This is a genomic window from Nocardia sp. NPDC058244 (assembly GCF_042882065.1).
In the GTDB taxonomy this organism is placed as follows: domain Bacteria; phylum Actinomycetota; class Actinomycetes; order Mycobacteriales; family Mycobacteriaceae; genus Nocardia.
Genome location: NZ_JBHVWX010000011.1, coordinates 16,185 through 31,929 on the forward strand (window position 1 = coordinate 16,185; position 15,745 = coordinate 31,929).

The following is a 15,745-nucleotide window of genomic DNA, read 5'->3' on the forward strand; positions in this document are numbered from 1 at the left end:
GACGCTGGCCGGCGCGGTTCGACGGAAGTGACTGACCACCATGATTGCAACGACGCAGCCACTGCGCCGCACCCTGTGCGGACTCGGTATCGCCGCGGGCCTCACCGCGGCCTCGGTTCTCGGCACGGGCACGGCGAGTGCCGACCCGGTGCTGGAACCGACCATCGCCTCGCTGGCCGACTACCTCGACGCCGGCATGGCCACGGCCCCCGACGGCCGCAGGCCCACCGCCATCGCCGACACCGGCAGCGCCTCGGGCAGCAGCTCGGGATCGGCGGGCAGCCGCGCGTCCGACGCCGTCGGCGAGGGCCCGGAGATGTCGGCCTACCTGCCCGCCTTCGCCTACGGCCTGCTGCACCCCGACGCCGCGCCGCCCGGCGCCAACCGCTGGGACTGCAAGCCGAGCGCACAGCACCCGCGTCCCGTCGTGCTCCTGCACGGCACCTGGCTCAACGCCTACGACACCTTCTCCTACCTCTCGCCGCGCCTGGCGAAGGCCGGGTACTGCGTGTTCACCCTGAACTACGGCAAGTCCGGGCTGCTCGAGGGCGGCGGCCTCGGCGCCGTGCTGCCCGGCCGCTACGGTGTCGGGCCGATGGCCGACTCGGCGCAGCAGGTCGCGGCGTTCATCGAGCGGGTGCGGGCGGCCACCGGCGCCGACCAGGTCGACATCGTCGGCCACTCCCAGGGCGGCACGATCGCCAACCACTACCTCAAGTTCGACGGCGGCCAGGGCAAGGTCGGCAAGCTGGTCACCTTCGGCGCCACCCACCACGGCACCGCGCTGCTCGGCATCGCCACCCTCGGCCGCATGATCAACAACGCCGGCATCGACATCCTGGGCTTCTACCGGCCGATCATCGGCGTCGCCAATGTCGAACAGGCCATCGGCTCGCCGTTCTACAGCACGCTCAACGCGAGCGGTGACACCGTGCCCGGCGTCGCCTACACGGTCGTCGGTTCCCGCTACGACGAGGTGATGAACCCCCTCGACCTGGCCTTCCTGCGCGCCGGACCCGACGCCACCGTCGACAACATCGCCCTGCAGGACGGCTGTGAGCAGGACGTCTCCGACCACCTGACCATGATGTACTCCCCGCGCGCCGCCTCGATCGCGCTGCGGGCCCTCGACCCGGAAGGCGGTCTCACCTTGACCTGCACGTTCAATCCCTGGTTCTTCGGTGGCGGCGGCAAGTTGTGAGGCTCGACCCGCTCGCGCTGACGCAGTGGAGCACCGCACCGCTGCTCCCGCCCGATGACCCGTTCTACGCCACCCCGCCCGGCGCCGAGCTGCTCGCGCCGGGCACGGTGGTGCGCTCGCGTTCGGTGGAGCTGGCCCTGTTCGGGCTGGTGCGCCAGCGGATCGCGGCCTGGCAACTGCTGTACCGGACCTGCGATCTCGACGGTGCGCCCGAGGTCGCGGTGACCACGGTGCTGCTGCCGTGGGGCGCCGACCCCACGCGCCCGCGTCCGCTGGTCTCGTTCCAGTGCGCGATCGACGCCGTTGCCCCGCAGTGCTTTCCCTCCTACGCGCTGCGGCTCGGCGCGCAGACCACCGGCTCGATCGCGCCGCTCGAACTGCCGATCGTGGCGATGGCGCTGCGGCAGGGCTGGGCGGTGTCGGTGCCCGATCACGAGGGGCTCGGCGGCCGGTTCGGCGCCGCCCGCGAGCCCGGCTACCGGGCGCTGGACGGGATCAGGGCCGCGCTCGGCTTCGTGCCACTCGGGCTGACGCCGACGACCCCGGTCGCGCTGTGGGGCTACTCCGGCGGCGGCCTGGCGACGGCGTGGGCGGCGGAGCTGGCCGCCGAGTACGCGCCGGAGCTGAACATCGTCGGCGCGGCCGCCGGGTCGCCGGTCGGTGACCCGGCGGCGGCGTTCGTCCGCCTCAACGGCGGCTGGTTCGCCGGGTTCCCCGCCGCGTTCGTCGCCGGCCTGCGCCGCGCCTACCCCGATCTCGACCCGGTCCTGGACGACCACCTCGACGACCGGTACCGCGCCCTGCTCGGCGAGGCCGAACAGCGCACCACCTTCGCGCTGCTGTGGCGGTTCGCCCGCCGCGATGTCGCCCGGCACCTGCGCGAGGGGCTGGCCGGGCTGCTGGCCGAACCGGCCCTGCGCCGCATCCTCGCCGATATCGAGCCCGGCACCAGGGCGCCCGCCGCTCCGCTGCTGGTGGTGCAGGGCGTGCGCGACGAGGTGATCGCCGTCGCCGACATCGATGCCCACGTCCAGCGCTATCGCGAGGCCGGCGCCACGGTCGAATACCTGCGCGTGCGCCGCGGCTCGCATCTGCCGCTGGAGTTCCTGGTGGTCCCGGTCGTGCTCGCCTGGCTGGCCGACCGGTTCGCCGGTCATCCGGTGACGCCGGGGACGGCCACGGTCGCCTCCGTCGCCCGCGACGGCACCGCGCTGCGCGCCCACCTCGGCTTCCTCGCCCTGGTCGCGGGCATGGTCGGTGGCCGACCCATCCGTGGCGCGGGCGAATAGGTGTGACCAGCTGTCCCGCTATGTATTCGTGATCGGTGCCCCTATTTTTCGGGGCATCGTAAATTCGGTCTTATCGGATGAGCGCAACATGAATCTCATGCGATTCTCATAATCCCCTCAGAAACGTGAGGTATTCGGGTAAAACCGCAGGTGGTAATAGGTTTACGAGGGTTGTTGTTACGCGGGTCACGAATTCCGGAATTTCGTAACTCGCGGCGTTCCGGCGTCGATAGGTCATCTGTAAGCCAGCTCCGGCTGGGCCTATGCGAGAAACAGAGGAATTATTATGATCCCCGTTATCATCGACACCGGTAGCGCCGCCCTGAACGGCCTCTTCGACACCCTCGGCGCCGCCCTGCACGGCCTGGTCGACACCCTGTGGACCGGCTCCTTCGGCGGCTGAGCAAGCCTCCAGGTCGATGAAACGACCGGGTCCGCCCTGACAGCGTGACCGACGAGAAGGCCCCGCACCTGTCCAGGTGTGGGGCCTTCCCGCGTTCGGGGGTCAGTGCGTGTGTGGCACCCGGCCGGTCGAGACGTGCTTGGGTCCGTGCGGCTCGCCGCAGTGGCTGTCGTCGTCGACCGCGCCGATCCCGATGACCGCAGGCCTGGCGTGGTCGACCTGCAGGGTGACGTGCTCGATGTGGTGCTCGTGGTCGAGCATGTGCGCGATGTCCTCGCGGACCGCGTGGCAGTCGTGCCCCGGCTGCACGAGCACGTGTGCCGACAGGGCGGGGGAGCCGGAGGTGATCTCCCAGATGTGCAGGTCGTGCACCTCGGTCACGCCGTCGCGCGCGGCCATGTCGCGACCGACCCGCTCGGGGTCGAGGTAGTCGGGGGCGGCTTCGAGGAAGATCCGGCTCGACGCCCGGATCAGCCCGATGCCCGCCTTGATCATCAGCGCCACCACGATCAGGGTGGCGACCACGTCGGCCTGCACCCAGCCCGTGAGGATGATGACCAGGCCCGCCACGGCGGTCGCGATGAACGCGAACAGGTCGTTGAGGATGTGCTGGTAGGCGCCCTCGACGTTCAGGCTGGTCCGGTCGGCGCGGCTGATCATCCAGGTCGCCAGGACATTGACCACGATGCCGATCAGCGCGGTCACCAGCACCAGGGTGCCGTGCACCTCCGGCGGCTCGAACAGCCTGCGGATCGCCTCGTAGCCAAGCCACAGTGCCAGCAGGAGCAGCGTCAGGCCGTTGGCCTGCGCCGACAGGATCTCCACCCGCTTCCAGCCGAAGGTCATCCGCCCGGTGGCCGGGCGCTTGGCGAGCCGGATCGCCACCAGCGCCAGCACGATGGAGGCGGCGTCGGTGGTCATGTGCGCCGCGTCGGAGAGCAACGCCAGCGAATCGGCCACGATGCCGACGATCACCTCACCGATCAGGAAGGTGACGATCACCGCCAGCGCGCCGGCCAGCCAGCGCTTGTCGCTGTCGGCCGACACCCCGTGGTCGTGTCCGTGTCCTGCGCCCATCGTGTTCACCTCTCCCTGCGGTTCGATCGGTCGCTATCGTATGCATACATCGCTATGTATGCAATTCGTTCTTGATTCGCCGCGGTCCGGGGTGGGCATCGTCGCTGGTCATCGGCCTGTAGCCGCCCGATCATCCGGTCCGGATCCAGCCTAGGCCCGCGAGCGCCGCCGTGGGGAACCACCACCGCGCGGTGCGGGAATCACTCTCGCGAGGGAGGCGCGGCGCGCGGTCGCCGGTCAGACTGGATCGTCGTGGGCCTGCCTCGGAAACCGCCGGAACCGATCGACGCGCTGATCGCCGCCATCGTGACGGTCGTGACCGTCGGACCCGCCGTCGTGGCCGGTGCGCCGTGGTGGATCGTCGCGCTGTCGGTGCTCGCCTCGGTCCCGGTGCTCTGGCGCCGCCGGGCGCCGCTGGCCACCCTCGGCGTGGTCGGACCCGCGATCACCGCGCTGGCCTGCGCGCACGCCATGCCCGTGCTGCCGTTCGGCACCGTGGTCTGCGTGTACACGATCGCCGCCTCTTGTTCGGCGATCCAGCGCCGGATCACGTTCGTGCTGGTCGCGGCCGGGATTCTCGTCTCGCTCCTGGTGCCGAACGAGCCCGTCGACTCCTACGGCTACGCCGCCATGTCGTTCCTGACCGCGTGGGCGCTCGGCGCCGGGGTGCGGGCTCGGCAGGCCCAGATCGACGTCCTCGCCGAGCGGGCCCGCCGCCTCGACGAGGAACGGGCCGCCGCCGTGGCCAGGGAACGGCTGCGCATCGCCCGCGACATGCACGACGGACTCGCCCACACCGTCGGCGCCATGATCCTGCGCGCCGAGACCGGCCCCCTGCTCGCGCACCCCGACGCCGCCTTCGCCGCGATCGCCGACGACGGCCGCGCCGCACTGCGCGAACTCCGGCACAGCATCGGCGCACTCCGCGACGGTGACGACCCGCCCCATCCGCCGGGCGTGGCCGCCGTCGCCGATCTCGTCGCGCGGGCCGAGCGTCCCGGCCTCGCCGCGCACTACACCGAACACGGAACGCGCGCGCCGATCGCACCGCAGACCGAGGCCGCCGCCTACCGGATCGTGCAGGAGGCGCTCACCAATACCGGCAAGCACGCGCGGGCGAGCCGGGTCGAGGTCGCGGTGCGCTGGTCCGCGGACCACCTCGGGGTCAGCGTCGTCGACGACGGCACCGGCCCGTCCCGCTCGGACACCACCGGATTCGGCCTGCTCGGAATGCGCGAGCGCGTGCACGCCTGCGGCGGCGTGCTCCGCGCTGGCCCGACCGCCACCGGATTCACTGTCGACGCGGAACTGCCACTGGCGCAGGGGAAGTGAGCATGCGGGTCCTCGTCGTCGACGATCAGGAACTGTTCCGCACCGGCTTCCGCCTCATCCTGGACGCCGAACCCGACATCGAGGTCGTCGGGGAAGCCGCCGACGGCCTCGACGCGGCGGCCGCGGCCCGACGGCTGCGGCCCGATGTCGTGGTGATGGATGTCCGGATGCCCCGGCTCGACGGCGTCGCCGCCACCGCCCGCATCTGCGCGGAGTCCGACGCGAAAGTCCTGGTACTGACCATGTTCGACCTGGACGACTACGTCTACGCGGCCCTGCGCGCCGGCGCGAGCGGATTCCTGCTCAAGGACGCCCGCCGCGCCGAACTGGTCGCCGCCGTCCGCGTCGTCGCGGCGGGGGAGGCCCTGCTCGCCCCGTCGGTGACCCGGCGCCTGATCGCCGAGATCGCCCGCACCCGCCGCCCGGAGCCCGCCGCCCACCTGGCGGCCCTCACCGCCCGCGAACGCGACATCCTGCGCGAACTCGCCGCGGGCCGCTCGAACGCGGAACTGGCCGCGCGCCTGGTCGTCACCGAGCACACCGTGAAAACCCATGTCAGTTCGGTGCTGTCGAAGCTCGGCTTGCGTGACCGGGCGCAGGCGGTAGTGTTCGCCTACGAATCCGGGATGGTGGCGCCCGGCGACAACGGGCTGCCGGGACGCTGATCTCCCTCGCGGTAGGGAGGCGGGACCGCTCGTCTGGGCGATGTGCGCGGTACCGCTCACCGCCGACCATCGAGCGGTGACCTTCTCGACGAAAAGATCTGTCCACGTGGGTATCTGGTGCGCGGCCACGGTGATCTCAGCAGGGCTGTGGGCCGTGGGAACCGGCCTGCACCCGATTCCCTTGGTCGCGTTCCTCGCCCCGCTACCGGTGCTGTGGCTGGCACCGCGCTACCCCGCCCCGGCCATGTATGCGGCGGCGGTGCTGTCCTGGCTCGGCGGGACCGCCCGCTACTGGCCGTATTTCGTGCGGACGCTGGAACAGCCGATCCTCGCCGCCGCCGTGCTGCTGGGCGGCAGCGCCCTCGCCTACGGGGCGTGCGTCCTGCTGTTCCGCGCGCTGCTCACCCGCGGGCGAATCGGCCTCGCGGCACTCGCCTTCCCCGCCGCTTGGACCTGCGCCGAATACCTGTATCGCCTGGTCGGCGGGGTCGGCGCGTGGTGGAGCATCGGCTACTCCCAGGCCGAGGTGGGACCGATCGTGCGGATCGCGGCGATCACCGGCGTCGCGGGAATCACCTTCCTCCTGCTCGCGGTGCCCGCTGTCGTCGTGGCCGTGACAGTGCCTCGGACGCGAAGCTCGCGGTGGCGGACAGGTGACGGCCCCTCCAGAGCACCGTATGAGGTTCGAGAGATGAGGCGGCGTTGGACTATCACCATCGCGGCTGTGCTGGCGCTCGGCGCCGGCGCGGCAGGTGCTGTGTGCTCGACCGCTGACGGGCCTGTCGTCCGGGTCGCCCTCGTTGCGCTGGCACAACCGCCTCTGTACGTCCCGGTCGACTCCGCTCCCGGCGCGGCGATGATCGCGGAGGCGGTGACGATGGTCGAGCAGGCGGCCGATGAAGGCGCCGAGGTCGTCGTCTTTACCGAGAAAGCTTGGCACGCGACGTCTTCCGACCTGGCTCGGCTGAGTGGGCCACTGGACGACGTCGCCAGGCGGCGCGGGGTGCACGTGGTGGTGGGACTGGAACTGGAACAGCAGGGAGGCACCGTCAATGCCGCCATCGCCTATCCGGGCGAAACCGTCTATGCCAAGCAGTATCTGGTGCCCGGCCTCGAAGCGGGCCTGCGGGCAGGCCGGGCCGTGGTGCCGGTGCCCCGCCGCCCATGGGCCCTCGCGATCTGCGCCGATCTCGACCACCCCGACCTCGTCCGCGAGAACCGCGCGAACGGCGCGACCGTCCTGCTCGCTCCTGCGTTGGACTTCACCGTCGACCATTGGCTGCACAGCCGCATGGCCGTCGTGCGAGCCGTCGAATCCGGTATCGCCATCGCCCGGCCCGCGCAACTGGGCGAGCTCCTCGGCGTCGACGCACAGGGCCGCGTCGACGTCTCGGTCGAGACCGGTATCACCGAAACCCGCATGGCGATCACCGATCTCGGCACCAGCACCGCTGGCACGCCGTACGCCCGCTGGGGCGACTGGTTCGGCGTGCTGACGCTCACGCTCACGGTGCTCGGAGTCGTCGCGGCCCGGCGCCGCCCGATCACGGCCGCCAGCCGGTAGCCGTCACCCAGGTCGCCAGGTCCTGGAGCCCGGGGTGGGCGGTGCGCAGCGCGGCCAGGTCGAGCGGCTCGTCGGGGCTCTCGTTGAAGTACGCGAACATCTTGCCCACCTGCTCGTCGAAGGCGCGCACCGCCTCGATCGGCACCTGCACGCTGCGCGCGGGCAGTCCGGCCGCAGCCCCGAAGACCTCGGCGATCTGCGGTGGGGTCAGCCGGTCACCGGCGATCGACACCGTGCGTCCCAGGTACTCGGCGCGGTGGGTCAGGGCGAGCGCGGCGAACGCGCCGATATCGCGGACCGAGATCAGCGAGATCGGAATATCGGCACGCACAGCGAGATTCACCAGCAGCGTGCCGGAATCGTCGAGCACGGGGCGATTGAACGACCGGAAGTTGTCCATGAAGAACACCGGCCGCAGGACCGTCGCGGGGACGCCCTGCGCGGCGATGTACTCCTCGAGGTGCGTCTTGGCGGCGTAATACTCCACCCCCGAGTCCTCCCCGGCGCCCCGCAGCGAGCTGTACACCAGATGCTCGATCCCGCTGTCGCGCGCCAGATCGATCACCAGCTCACCCCGCCGCTGCTCCGCGGCGATCCCGGCCGCCGTGATGTGGACACCCTCCATCATGGTCAGCATCAGGAACACACTGCCGCTGCCGTCCAGCGCCGCCTTCACACTGCCCGGATCGTCGAGATCACCCACTACCAGCTCGGCACCCTCGGCCCGCAGCGCCAGCGCCCCGGCCGATTCCGGATCCCGCACGAACGCCCTGACCTGCGCGCCCCGTTCGAGCAGGGCCGTCGTCGTCGCCCGCCCCTGCTGCCCGGTAGCGCCGATCACCAGCACCGGTTCGTTGTCGTTACTCATCGTCGTACTCCCTTGTCCGGGATGACCTTTCGCGATCACCTCTCCTCTACGACGGTAAGTCGCCAGCGCGCACCGGTCCTGGCACCGATACTGCTACCCAGAACATCACTGTTCGCCGAGACAACGGGAGCGCCATGAGCGAAAATCGCCGCACCGAACTCGCCGAGTTCCTCAAAGCACACCGGTCCCGGTTACAGCCTTCCGACGTCGGTCTCCCCGCGGATGTGATCCCCGGCCGGCGACGGACCCCGGGCCTGCGGCGGGAAGAAGTCGCCGAGCTGGCCGGCGTCAGCCTCAGCTGGTACACCTGGCTCGAGCAAGGTCGCAAGATCGCGGCCAGCCCGCAGGTGGTGGACGCGCTGGCGCGGGCGTTGCATCTGGACGCCACCCAGCACCGACAGCTCCGCAGGCTCGCGGGGTTCGCCGATCCGGTCGTGCGGTATCGGACCGGCGACGAAATCTCCCGCCTGCAACGGCTTGTCGACACGATGTGCCCGACCCCCGCCGTAGTGCACGACGCGCGGCTGGACTTCGTCGCATGGAACACCGCGTTCAGCCGGATCCGCACCGACCCGGCCGCCCTGCCCCCCGACCGCCGGAATCTGCTGTGGTGGATGTACACCGACCACCGCAACCGCGCCATGATGCGCCGCTGGGAACCCGCCGCCCGAGCGATCCTCAGCCAGTTCCGCGTCCTGCTCGGCAACACCCCCGGCGACCCACGCCTGACCCAGGTAGTAGCCGAACTGAGCACGGCCAGTGCGGAATTCCGCACTTGGTGGTCGGAGTACCCGGTCCAGGACTTCCAGCCGACCACCATCGGCATCGACCACCCCGAGGCAGGTCCGATCGACCTGGAACTGTTCCAATTCCGCCTGGTCGAGAACCCGGAACTGCTCCTTGTCGTCCAGCTTCCGGCCACCGACACCGACCGCGAACGAATCAACGCCTACCTGAACGGGTGAACTCGATCAGGTGGCTCGGCGCGTTCGAGTTCACACGGCCACTGGGCGGCGCGGTGGTCGTCCACCTTGCGGGATGGACGAGCCCTGGATACGTTGACGCCATGATTCTTTCCACTGCGAAGGGCGTCGTGCGCCTCGGGCGATGACCCCCGAAAGGCCCCAGACCCCAGACGCCCGCCGCCACGCGGGTGTCGGGTCGACCACCCGAGATCGCCAGCGCCTGCGACGCAAGCGTTCGACAGCAATCAGCGAAATCGGGTTCGACTACCGGCCAGGACCGCCCGGACGAACCGACGTCCACCAGATCATGCCCCGCATCGACACCATCCCCCTGACCGATCTCATCGATACCTTCGAAATCTGCGCCGGCATGGAGCCTGCGGGTGACGCGTACGGCGGCCTCGTTCCCGTGTTCTTCCGGTTGGAGCCAGCAATGGACCATTTCCACGGGTCCTCCTACGTCATGCGACAGAAAGCCCCCGTGCTCGCCTGCAGCTGCGGGGAAATGGGCTGCTGGCCACTACTGACGCGCATAACCCTGACCGGCGACCTCGTCGTGTGGGATTGCTTCGAACAGCCCCACCGCACCACTCGTGACTACACCGCACTCGGCCCATTCCTGTTCGACCGCGATCAGTACGACAAAGCTCTCCAGGAACTCGACGCCGCGATCTCCGTCAGCGAATGACGCGCCCAAGTCGCACTTGGCATCTCGCAATGCTGATGAGCGGATATCAGTCGGCGAACTTGGCGGCGGCCTGCGCGGTGACGGGGGTGAAGAGGTTGATCAGGTTGCCGTCCGGGTCGCGAAACAGCAGCGACCGGTTTCCCCACGGCATCGTCGTCGGCTCGTTGACGAAGTCCTCGACCGTATCGCGCAACCGCCGGTAGTCGGCATCGACGTCGGGGACCAGGAATTCGATGATCGCCGTGCGATTGTCGGCTGGGTGGGCGCTGCCCGCGGCGAACAGCGCCACGGTGCGGGTGCTGCCGATCGCGAGGGTGCCGGCCGGTGTGGCGATCTCGGCGAAATCCGGTGTAGCCCAGTTCGCTTCGACGCCGGTCACGTGGCGATAGAAACTGACCAGCCGCTGGATGTCGTCGGTGATCAGACGGATCGAGACGAGCTTCATGGTGTGCTCCTGCTGTCGGATGCGGGGGAGGGTTCCACCGCCGCACGCCACGGTAGAGCTGATACCGGACAGTTTCCGCCCGGTATTGATGCGAGAATTTCCCGATGACGCGCCCCACCGCCCGAGTGCTGGCCCTGCTCGAGCTGTTGCAGACCGGCGGTACCCATACCGTCGGCGAACTCGCCGGACGGCTCGGCGTCGATGAACGCACCGTGCGGCGCTACGTCACCCATCTCACCGACCTGGATATCCCGGTCCGATCGGTGCGGGGCCGCTACGGGGGATACCGGCTCGCTCCCGGCTACCGAATGCCACCGCTGATGCTGACCGACGACGAGGCGGTGGCCGTGCTCCTCGGGCTCCTCACCGGCCGCGGCGCCGACCGGCCGACGGCGGCGACCCACGCGGCCGACAGCGCGACGGCCAAACTTCGCCGCGTCCTCCCCTCACGCCTGACGGCCCGGCTGGACGCACTGATCGACACGGCCGAATTCACCGCCGACGCGCGCTCGGAAGCGCCGGTCGAGACCCCCGTCCTGCTCCGGGTCGCCGAGGCCACCCGCGAGCATCACCCGGTCGCCATCGAGTACACCGACCGGAACGGACGGTCCAGCAGCCGGACCGTGCACCCCTACGGGCTCGTCGACCACTCCGGCCGGTGGTACCTGACCGGGATGGACAGCAACAGCGAGGAACTACGCCAGTTCCGGCTGGACCGCATCACCGCGGTGAGCACTCAGCCCGGAACATTCGCTCCGCCAGCCGAATTCGAGCCCGCCGCTCATCTGCTGTCCGCCTTGGCCACCGCGCCCTACCGGCACGAAGTATCAGTCCGAGTCCAGGGCACGCTCACCCAGGTCCGCCGCCTGCTCCCCGCGACGATCGCGACCGTGCACGAGATCGACTCCGGGCCCGCTGACACCGACCCGTGGGTCCGGATCCGAATCCACGCCGAACGACTCGAGTGGATCCCCGCCCTGCTCGCCGGCCTGAACCGCCCCTTCATCATCGAGCACCCCGCCACCCTCAACGACGCCGTCCGCGCCCTCGCCGACCGACTCGCCGCAGCCGCCGATGCACAGATAGGTAGCAGTCATGCCGCGGATCGCGCGGGCTGTTCAGCGACTGAGGAATGGTGATGTCCTCGATCAGTCGTCCTGATCGGGCCAGGCGTCCTCGACGATCACCTGCCCCGCTTCATATCGATCCGCGACCGCCGCGCAGGAATAGGTCGGCCAGAACGACACCGCGCCGGTCGCCTTGTCGATGACGTATACCGAGCCGCCGACCGGAAGTGGCCGGTCAACGGGTGCGTGCAGTGGTCTGATCTCGAAGGCGACGAAGCCGGTCGCGAATTCGACGATGCGCCGCTCGGTGTCCGGCTGCGGCGGTGGTAGGTGGTCGGCCGCTAGGCGGGTGGCCTCGGCCCGGTCGACCGGCGTGTGCGCGTCGGTCGGGTATGCATGGATGTCCACGTTTTCTCGCTCCCTCGCCGCGATTGTCGTCGCCGATTCCCGCTCGCGCCAGGGAATGGGTGGAAAAGAGCGAGCCCGGCGGCCCTGCTCCCCCCTCCTGGAGCAGGCCCTGGCCGGGCTCGCGAAACGAGTGTCGCGTCCGGGGCCAGCAGGATTCTGAAGAGCGGCTTAACGTCGCTCGTTGTCATCGGGGCGGTGCGCGGCGATAACCCCATATGAAGGACAACTCCTGCGGTGCGCACTGCGCGCGCCTGTGTACCCCCGACGGGCTGGCCGAGGTGCTGGCCGCCGACCGTGGCCTGCTGCACTGGCGGGCGATGCGCAGTCTGGGCGATCCCGGCCTGGCCGAGCACGCCGTGCAGGAGACGCTGCTGCGCGGCTGGCGGTCCTGTCGCGACTTCGACGTGCGCAAGGGCAGCGTGCGGACCTGGTTGCTGGCGATCGAACGCAATGTCGTCGTCGATATCGTGCGGGCGCGGGCCGCCCGGCCCGGTGACGTCGGCTGGGACGACATCACCGAGGTCGCCTGCGTCGGCCGACCGGATTTCGCCGACGGCCTCGTCGACGGGCTGCTGGTCGATCAGTTGCTGGCCCGGCTGCCCGAGCCGCAGCGGGCCGCGGTCGTCGAGGTGATCCTGCACGATCGCGGGTATCGGGAGGTGGCCGCGGACTTCGGGGTGCCGGTGGGGACGGTGAAGACCCGCGTGCACTACGCGCTGCGCTCGCTGCGGCAATTGCCCGACGTTGCCTGATCCGGTCGACGAGCCCCATGATCTGGGCGTTTGACCAGCGCTAACCTGCTGTTTTCTCCCGTCACATTTCGGTAACGGTGCTTGCTCTGTAGTTGCTCACGTTGCAAGAGTGAACCACTGGGTTTGGTGTTACCAATGGGAAGGGAGGGGTGCTCCGTTCCGGAGCACCGACCGAACATGCAACCAAACATCATCAAGGCCGGTCTCTGCTCCACCGTCTCCGCCGCGGTCGTCCTGTCGCTGACGGGGCTGGTGCCCGCGACGGCGCACGCCGCGCCGGAACCCGCCGCCAGCGATCAGCTCGCGGGCAAGACGATCTTCCTCGACCCGGGTCATCAGGGAACGGCGCACGCGGAGGATCTGAGCCGCCAGGTCGACAACGGGCGCGGTGGCACCAAGGACTGCCAGACCACCGGCATGACCTCGCTCAACGGCATTCCCGAGCACACCATCAACTGGGAGGTCGCCCAGCTGGTGAAGGCCTCGCTGCAGGCGCTCGGCGCCGAAGTGGTGCTCAGCCGCGCCGACGACACCGGCTGGGGCGGCTGCGTCGACGATCGCGCCCGCGCCGCCAATCAGTCCGGCGCCTCGGTCGCGGTGAGCATCCACGCCGACAGCGCCCCCGCCGACCAGCGCGGCTTCCATCTGATCGTGCCGCAGCTGCCGATCCCCGACACGCTCGCCGATCAGGCGCAGTCCGGTGCGGGCCGCGCCGTGTCGGCGACCGTTCGAGACGCCTATCTCGCCTCCGGTTTTCCGTCGGCCACCTATGCCGGTGTCAGCAATGGGCTGCAGACCAGGGCCGATGTGGCCGGGCCCGCGCTGACCCAGGTGCCGCTGGTCTTCGTGGAGATGGGCAACGGCGCCAATGCCGAGGACGCCGCGCTGCTCGAATCGCGCGAGGGTCAGCTGAAGCATGCCGTCGCGATCGCGACGGGTGTGGTGGGTTTCCTGCTCAACAAGCCGGTCTCGGGGACGGTGCCCGCCTCCGCCCCGGACTCGAAGCCCGCCGACGGCCGCATCCCCGCCGCGACCCCCGCTCCGGACCCGGCCGCGCCGACCACCCCGGCCCCGCAACCCGGCCAGGCGGCGGACCCGAATCCCGCCGATCCGACCCCGACGCCGACCCCGGCGGATCCCGCCCCGGCTCCGGCGGCGGACCCGAATCCGGCCGATCCGGCCCCCGCCCCGGCGGACCCGAATCCCGCGGATCCGGCTCCCGCTCCGGCGGCGAACCCGAACCCCGCTGATCCGGCACCGAATCCGGCCGACCCCGCCCCGGCGGCGAACCCGGATCCGGCGCAGGCGGCCGACCCGAGTCCCGCCGCACCCGCCCCGGCCGGTGCGCTCGCCGAGACTCCGGCCCCGACGAGTACGCCGCCGAACCCGGCCACTCCGCCCGCCGACGCGTCGGCGCCGCCGCCCGATGGCGCTCAGCCGCCGACCACCGAACCGACCCCGGCCCCCGCCCAGCCCGCGGCCATCCCGGCCCGCGCGCCGCTGGGCGATCCGGTCTCCGCCGAGCCCCGGCTCCCCGCCGGTTCCAGCGGTCACCTGACCGTCCCCGGCGGTGCTCCCGACCAGGCTCCCGCGCAGCAGCCCGCGAAGCCGCCGACCGGCTCGGGCGGGCACCTGACGATTCCCGGTGCCGCCGAGGTGCGCACCGCCGCCCCCGGCGCTCCGGCGGCGCCCGCGCCCACCCCGCGCGAGCGCGGCACCACGCCGAAGAACCAGCAGCAGTCCACCCCGGACGAGTCGGCCCCCGACCTGAGTTCGCTCGGCGGCCCGATCCTCACCGTGATGAACATGCTGATGCCGCTGGCCAGGGCGCTGGGCATGGACAACACCGCCATCACCAGTCAGCTGATCAACCTCGCCTACACGCTCGTCGGCCTGGTCTTCGGCCCGACGAAGTAACCGCACGCGCCCGCGGCCGCCGACCCCCGCCCAGGGATCGGCGGCCGCGGCCGTTCGGGCACAATCGACACGGTGATTCCTGTGGTGATCGTTGCGGGGTTTCTCGGGGCGGGGAAGACGACCCTGCTCAACTCGCTGTTGCGCAACAACCGGGGCACCCGGATCGGGGTGGTGGTCAACGACTTCGGCGCCGTGAACATCGACGCGATGCTGGTGGCCGGCCAGGTCGACGCGATGGTGTCGCTGGGCAACGGGTGCGTGTGCTGCGCGGTGGACGTCTCCGAGCTCGACGACCTGTTCGCGACCCTGGCGCAGCCGCGCAGCGCCGTCGACGTGATCGTGGTGGAGGCCAGCGGCCTGGCCGAGCCGCGCAACCTGATCCGCATGGTGGTGGCCAACCCGAATCCCCGGATCGGGTACGGCGGGCTGGTCGAGGTGGTCGACGCCGAGCTGTTCGGCGCGACCAGTGCCCAGCATCCGGAATTGGTCACGCACCTGCGCCTGGCCGATCTCGTGCTGGTGAACAAGGCCGACCGGGTCGCACCCGAGGCGCTGGCCGCACTCCGCGCGCAGGTGTCGGACTGGGTGGGGCAGGTGCCGGTCTACGCGACGACGCACGGCCGGGTCGATCCCGGTCTGCTCTTCGACGAGCGGGTGCTCGCGGAACCGAAGGTGGCCCAGCAGCTGAGTTTCGACTCGCTGCTCGACGAGCACGACCACGATCACGACGACCCGGCGCACCGGCACCTGCACGACGAGTACGCGTCGGTGTCGTTCACCAGCAAGCGGGACCTGGACCCGCGCGCCCTGATCGCCTTCCTGGAGGATCCGCCGCCCGGCCTGTTCCGCGCCAAGGGCTGCGTGGCCTTCGCGGTCGCGGGGGAGCGGCGCAAGTTCGAGATGCACCTGGTCGGCAGGCACGTGGTGTTCACCCCCGGCTCCTGGGGGCGCGGCGAGGAACGCGTGTCGAACCTGGTGCTGATCGGCAGCGGCCTGGACGAGGCCGCGGCGCTGGAACGCTTGCGCGGCACCGTCTTCGAGGGCGAGGAGCTCATGGACGAGCAGGCGATGCTCGGCGTCTGGCGCTACACCCCGCGGTGACGC

General features: G+C 70.5%; 15 protein-coding genes. 11 read left to right on the forward strand and 4 right to left on the reverse strand.

Annotated elements, in window-relative coordinates:
- The first annotated feature begins 40 nt into the window (after positions 1–40).
- On the forward strand, positions 41–1,201 hold the full coding sequence (locus ACFVW6_RS30155) for an esterase/lipase family protein (RefSeq protein WP_378833914.1): 1,161 nt from the start codon (positions 41–43) through the stop codon (positions 1,199–1,201).
- Positions 1,198–2,490, forward strand: coding sequence for a lipase family protein (locus ACFVW6_RS30160; RefSeq protein WP_378833911.1), 1,293 nt, complete (start codon positions 1,198–1,200; stop codon positions 2,488–2,490). The genes ACFVW6_RS30155 and ACFVW6_RS30160 overlap by 4 nt, the downstream gene beginning before the upstream one ends.
- 505 nt (positions 2,491–2,995) lie before the next feature.
- On the opposite strand, the gene ACFVW6_RS30165 is transcribed toward ACFVW6_RS30160, so the two are convergent.
- The gene (locus ACFVW6_RS30165; RefSeq protein WP_355282329.1) at positions 2,996–3,970 is read right to left on the reverse strand and encodes a cation diffusion facilitator family transporter; all 975 of its coding nucleotides are present in this window, start codon (positions 3,968–3,970) and stop codon (positions 2,996–2,998) included.
- A 252-nt stretch (positions 3,971–4,222) separates the two neighbouring features.
- On the opposite strand from ACFVW6_RS30165, the gene ACFVW6_RS30170 reads away from it, so the two are divergent.
- The 3 genes from ACFVW6_RS30170 to ACFVW6_RS30180 all read left to right on the forward strand — a co-directional run bounded on the left by ACFVW6_RS30170 (position 4,223) and on the right by ACFVW6_RS30180 (position 7,531).
- Positions 4,223–5,302, forward strand: coding sequence for a sensor histidine kinase (locus ACFVW6_RS30170; RefSeq protein ID WP_378833908.1), 1,080 nt, complete (start codon positions 4,223–4,225; stop codon positions 5,300–5,302).
- The gene (locus ACFVW6_RS30175; protein WP_378833906.1) at positions 5,299–5,967 is read left to right on the forward strand and encodes a response regulator; all 669 of its coding nucleotides are present in this window, start codon (positions 5,299–5,301) and stop codon (positions 5,965–5,967) included. Before ACFVW6_RS30170 ends, ACFVW6_RS30175 begins: the two co-directional genes overlap by 4 nt.
- 76 nt (positions 5,968–6,043) lie before the next feature.
- Entirely contained in the window at positions 6,044–7,531 is a 1,488-nt protein-coding gene (locus ACFVW6_RS30180; protein WP_378833903.1) for a nitrilase-related carbon-nitrogen hydrolase, read from the forward strand.
- Here ACFVW6_RS30180 and ACFVW6_RS30185 read toward each other — a convergent pair.
- Positions 7,512–8,399 (reverse strand): NmrA/HSCARG family protein, encoded by an 888-nt coding sequence (locus tag ACFVW6_RS30185; protein ID WP_378833900.1) that lies wholly within the window; start codon positions 8,397–8,399, stop codon positions 7,512–7,514. The two genes, ACFVW6_RS30180 and ACFVW6_RS30185, sit on opposite strands and share 20 nt — an antisense overlap.
- Positions 8,400–8,533: 134 nt before the next feature.
- Here ACFVW6_RS30185 and ACFVW6_RS30190 point away from each other — a divergent pair, with 134 nt between their 5' ends.
- Both ACFVW6_RS30190 and ACFVW6_RS30195 read left to right on the forward strand, forming a co-directional pair.
- The gene (locus ACFVW6_RS30190) at positions 8,534–9,364 is read left to right on the forward strand and encodes a helix-turn-helix transcriptional regulator (RefSeq protein ID WP_378833898.1); all 831 of its coding nucleotides are present in this window, start codon (positions 8,534–8,536) and stop codon (positions 9,362–9,364) included.
- A 142-nt stretch (positions 9,365–9,506) separates the two neighbouring features.
- Entirely contained in the window at positions 9,507–10,052 is a 546-nt protein-coding gene (locus tag ACFVW6_RS30195) for a hypothetical protein (RefSeq protein ID WP_378833895.1), read from the forward strand.
- 46 nt (positions 10,053–10,098) lie between these two features.
- On the opposite strand, the gene ACFVW6_RS30200 is transcribed toward ACFVW6_RS30195, so the two are convergent.
- Positions 10,099–10,497 (reverse strand): VOC family protein, encoded by a 399-nt coding sequence (locus ACFVW6_RS30200; RefSeq protein ID WP_378833893.1) that lies wholly within the window; start codon positions 10,495–10,497, stop codon positions 10,099–10,101.
- Positions 10,498–10,601: 104 nt separating this feature from the next.
- On the opposite strand from ACFVW6_RS30200, the gene ACFVW6_RS30205 reads away from it, so the two are divergent.
- Positions 10,602–11,636 carry a helix-turn-helix transcriptional regulator gene (locus ACFVW6_RS30205; protein WP_378833891.1) on the forward strand — a complete coding sequence of 345 codons (1,035 nt, stop codon included), beginning with the start codon at positions 10,602–10,604 and terminating at the stop codon, positions 11,634–11,636.
- A 9-nt stretch (positions 11,637–11,645) separates the two neighbouring features.
- Here the strand turns inward: ACFVW6_RS30205 and ACFVW6_RS30210 are convergent, their stop codons facing one another.
- Positions 11,646–11,972, reverse strand: coding sequence for a hypothetical protein (locus ACFVW6_RS30210; RefSeq protein ID WP_378833888.1), 327 nt, complete (start codon positions 11,970–11,972; stop codon positions 11,646–11,648).
- Positions 11,973–12,187: 215 nt separating this feature from the next.
- Between ACFVW6_RS30210 and ACFVW6_RS30215 the strand changes: the two genes are divergently transcribed.
- From ACFVW6_RS30215 to ACFVW6_RS30225, 3 genes are all read left to right on the forward strand, one after another.
- A complete protein-coding gene (locus ACFVW6_RS30215; protein WP_355282301.1) occupies positions 12,188–12,724 on the forward strand; it encodes a sigma-70 family RNA polymerase sigma factor in 537 nt (178 codons plus the stop codon).
- Positions 12,725–12,901: 177 nt separating this feature from the next.
- The gene (locus tag ACFVW6_RS30220; protein ID WP_378833886.1) at positions 12,902–14,641 is read left to right on the forward strand and encodes an N-acetylmuramoyl-L-alanine amidase; all 1,740 of its coding nucleotides are present in this window, start codon (positions 12,902–12,904) and stop codon (positions 14,639–14,641) included.
- An 81-nt stretch (positions 14,642–14,722) separates the two neighbouring features.
- A complete protein-coding gene (locus ACFVW6_RS30225) occupies positions 14,723–15,742 on the forward strand; it encodes a CobW family GTP-binding protein (protein ID WP_378833946.1) in 1,020 nt (339 codons plus the stop codon).
- Positions 15,743–15,745: the final 3 nt, after the last annotated feature.

What these genes read in the sequence shown, in the direction of transcription:
- ACFVW6_RS30165 (WP_355282329.1), bottom strand. Translation starts at nt 3,970, where the DNA reads ATGGGCGCAGGACACGGACACGACCACGGGGTGTCGGCCGACAGCGAC.
- ACFVW6_RS30155 (WP_378833914.1), top strand. Translation starts at nt 41, where the DNA reads ATGATTGCAACGACGCAGCCACTGCGCCGCACCCTGTGCGGACTCGGT.
- ACFVW6_RS30200 (WP_378833893.1), bottom strand. Translation starts at nt 10,497, where the DNA reads ATGAAGCTCGTCTCGATCCGTCTGATCACCGACGACATCCAGCGGCTG.
- ACFVW6_RS30195 (WP_378833895.1), top strand. Translation starts at nt 9,507, where the DNA reads ATGACCCCCGAAAGGCCCCAGACCCCAGACGCCCGCCGCCACGCGGGT.
- ACFVW6_RS30215 (WP_355282301.1), top strand. Translation starts at nt 12,188, where the DNA reads ATGAAGGACAACTCCTGCGGTGCGCACTGCGCGCGCCTGTGTACCCCC.
- ACFVW6_RS30220 (WP_378833886.1), top strand. Translation starts at nt 12,902, where the DNA reads ATGCAACCAAACATCATCAAGGCCGGTCTCTGCTCCACCGTCTCCGCC.
- ACFVW6_RS30205 (WP_378833891.1), top strand. Translation starts at nt 10,602, where the DNA reads ATGACGCGCCCCACCGCCCGAGTGCTGGCCCTGCTCGAGCTGTTGCAG.
- ACFVW6_RS30185 (WP_378833900.1), bottom strand. Translation starts at nt 8,399, where the DNA reads ATGAGTAACGACAACGAACCGGTGCTGGTGATCGGCGCTACCGGGCAG.
- ACFVW6_RS30190 (WP_378833898.1), top strand. Translation starts at nt 8,534, where the DNA reads ATGAGCGAAAATCGCCGCACCGAACTCGCCGAGTTCCTCAAAGCACAC.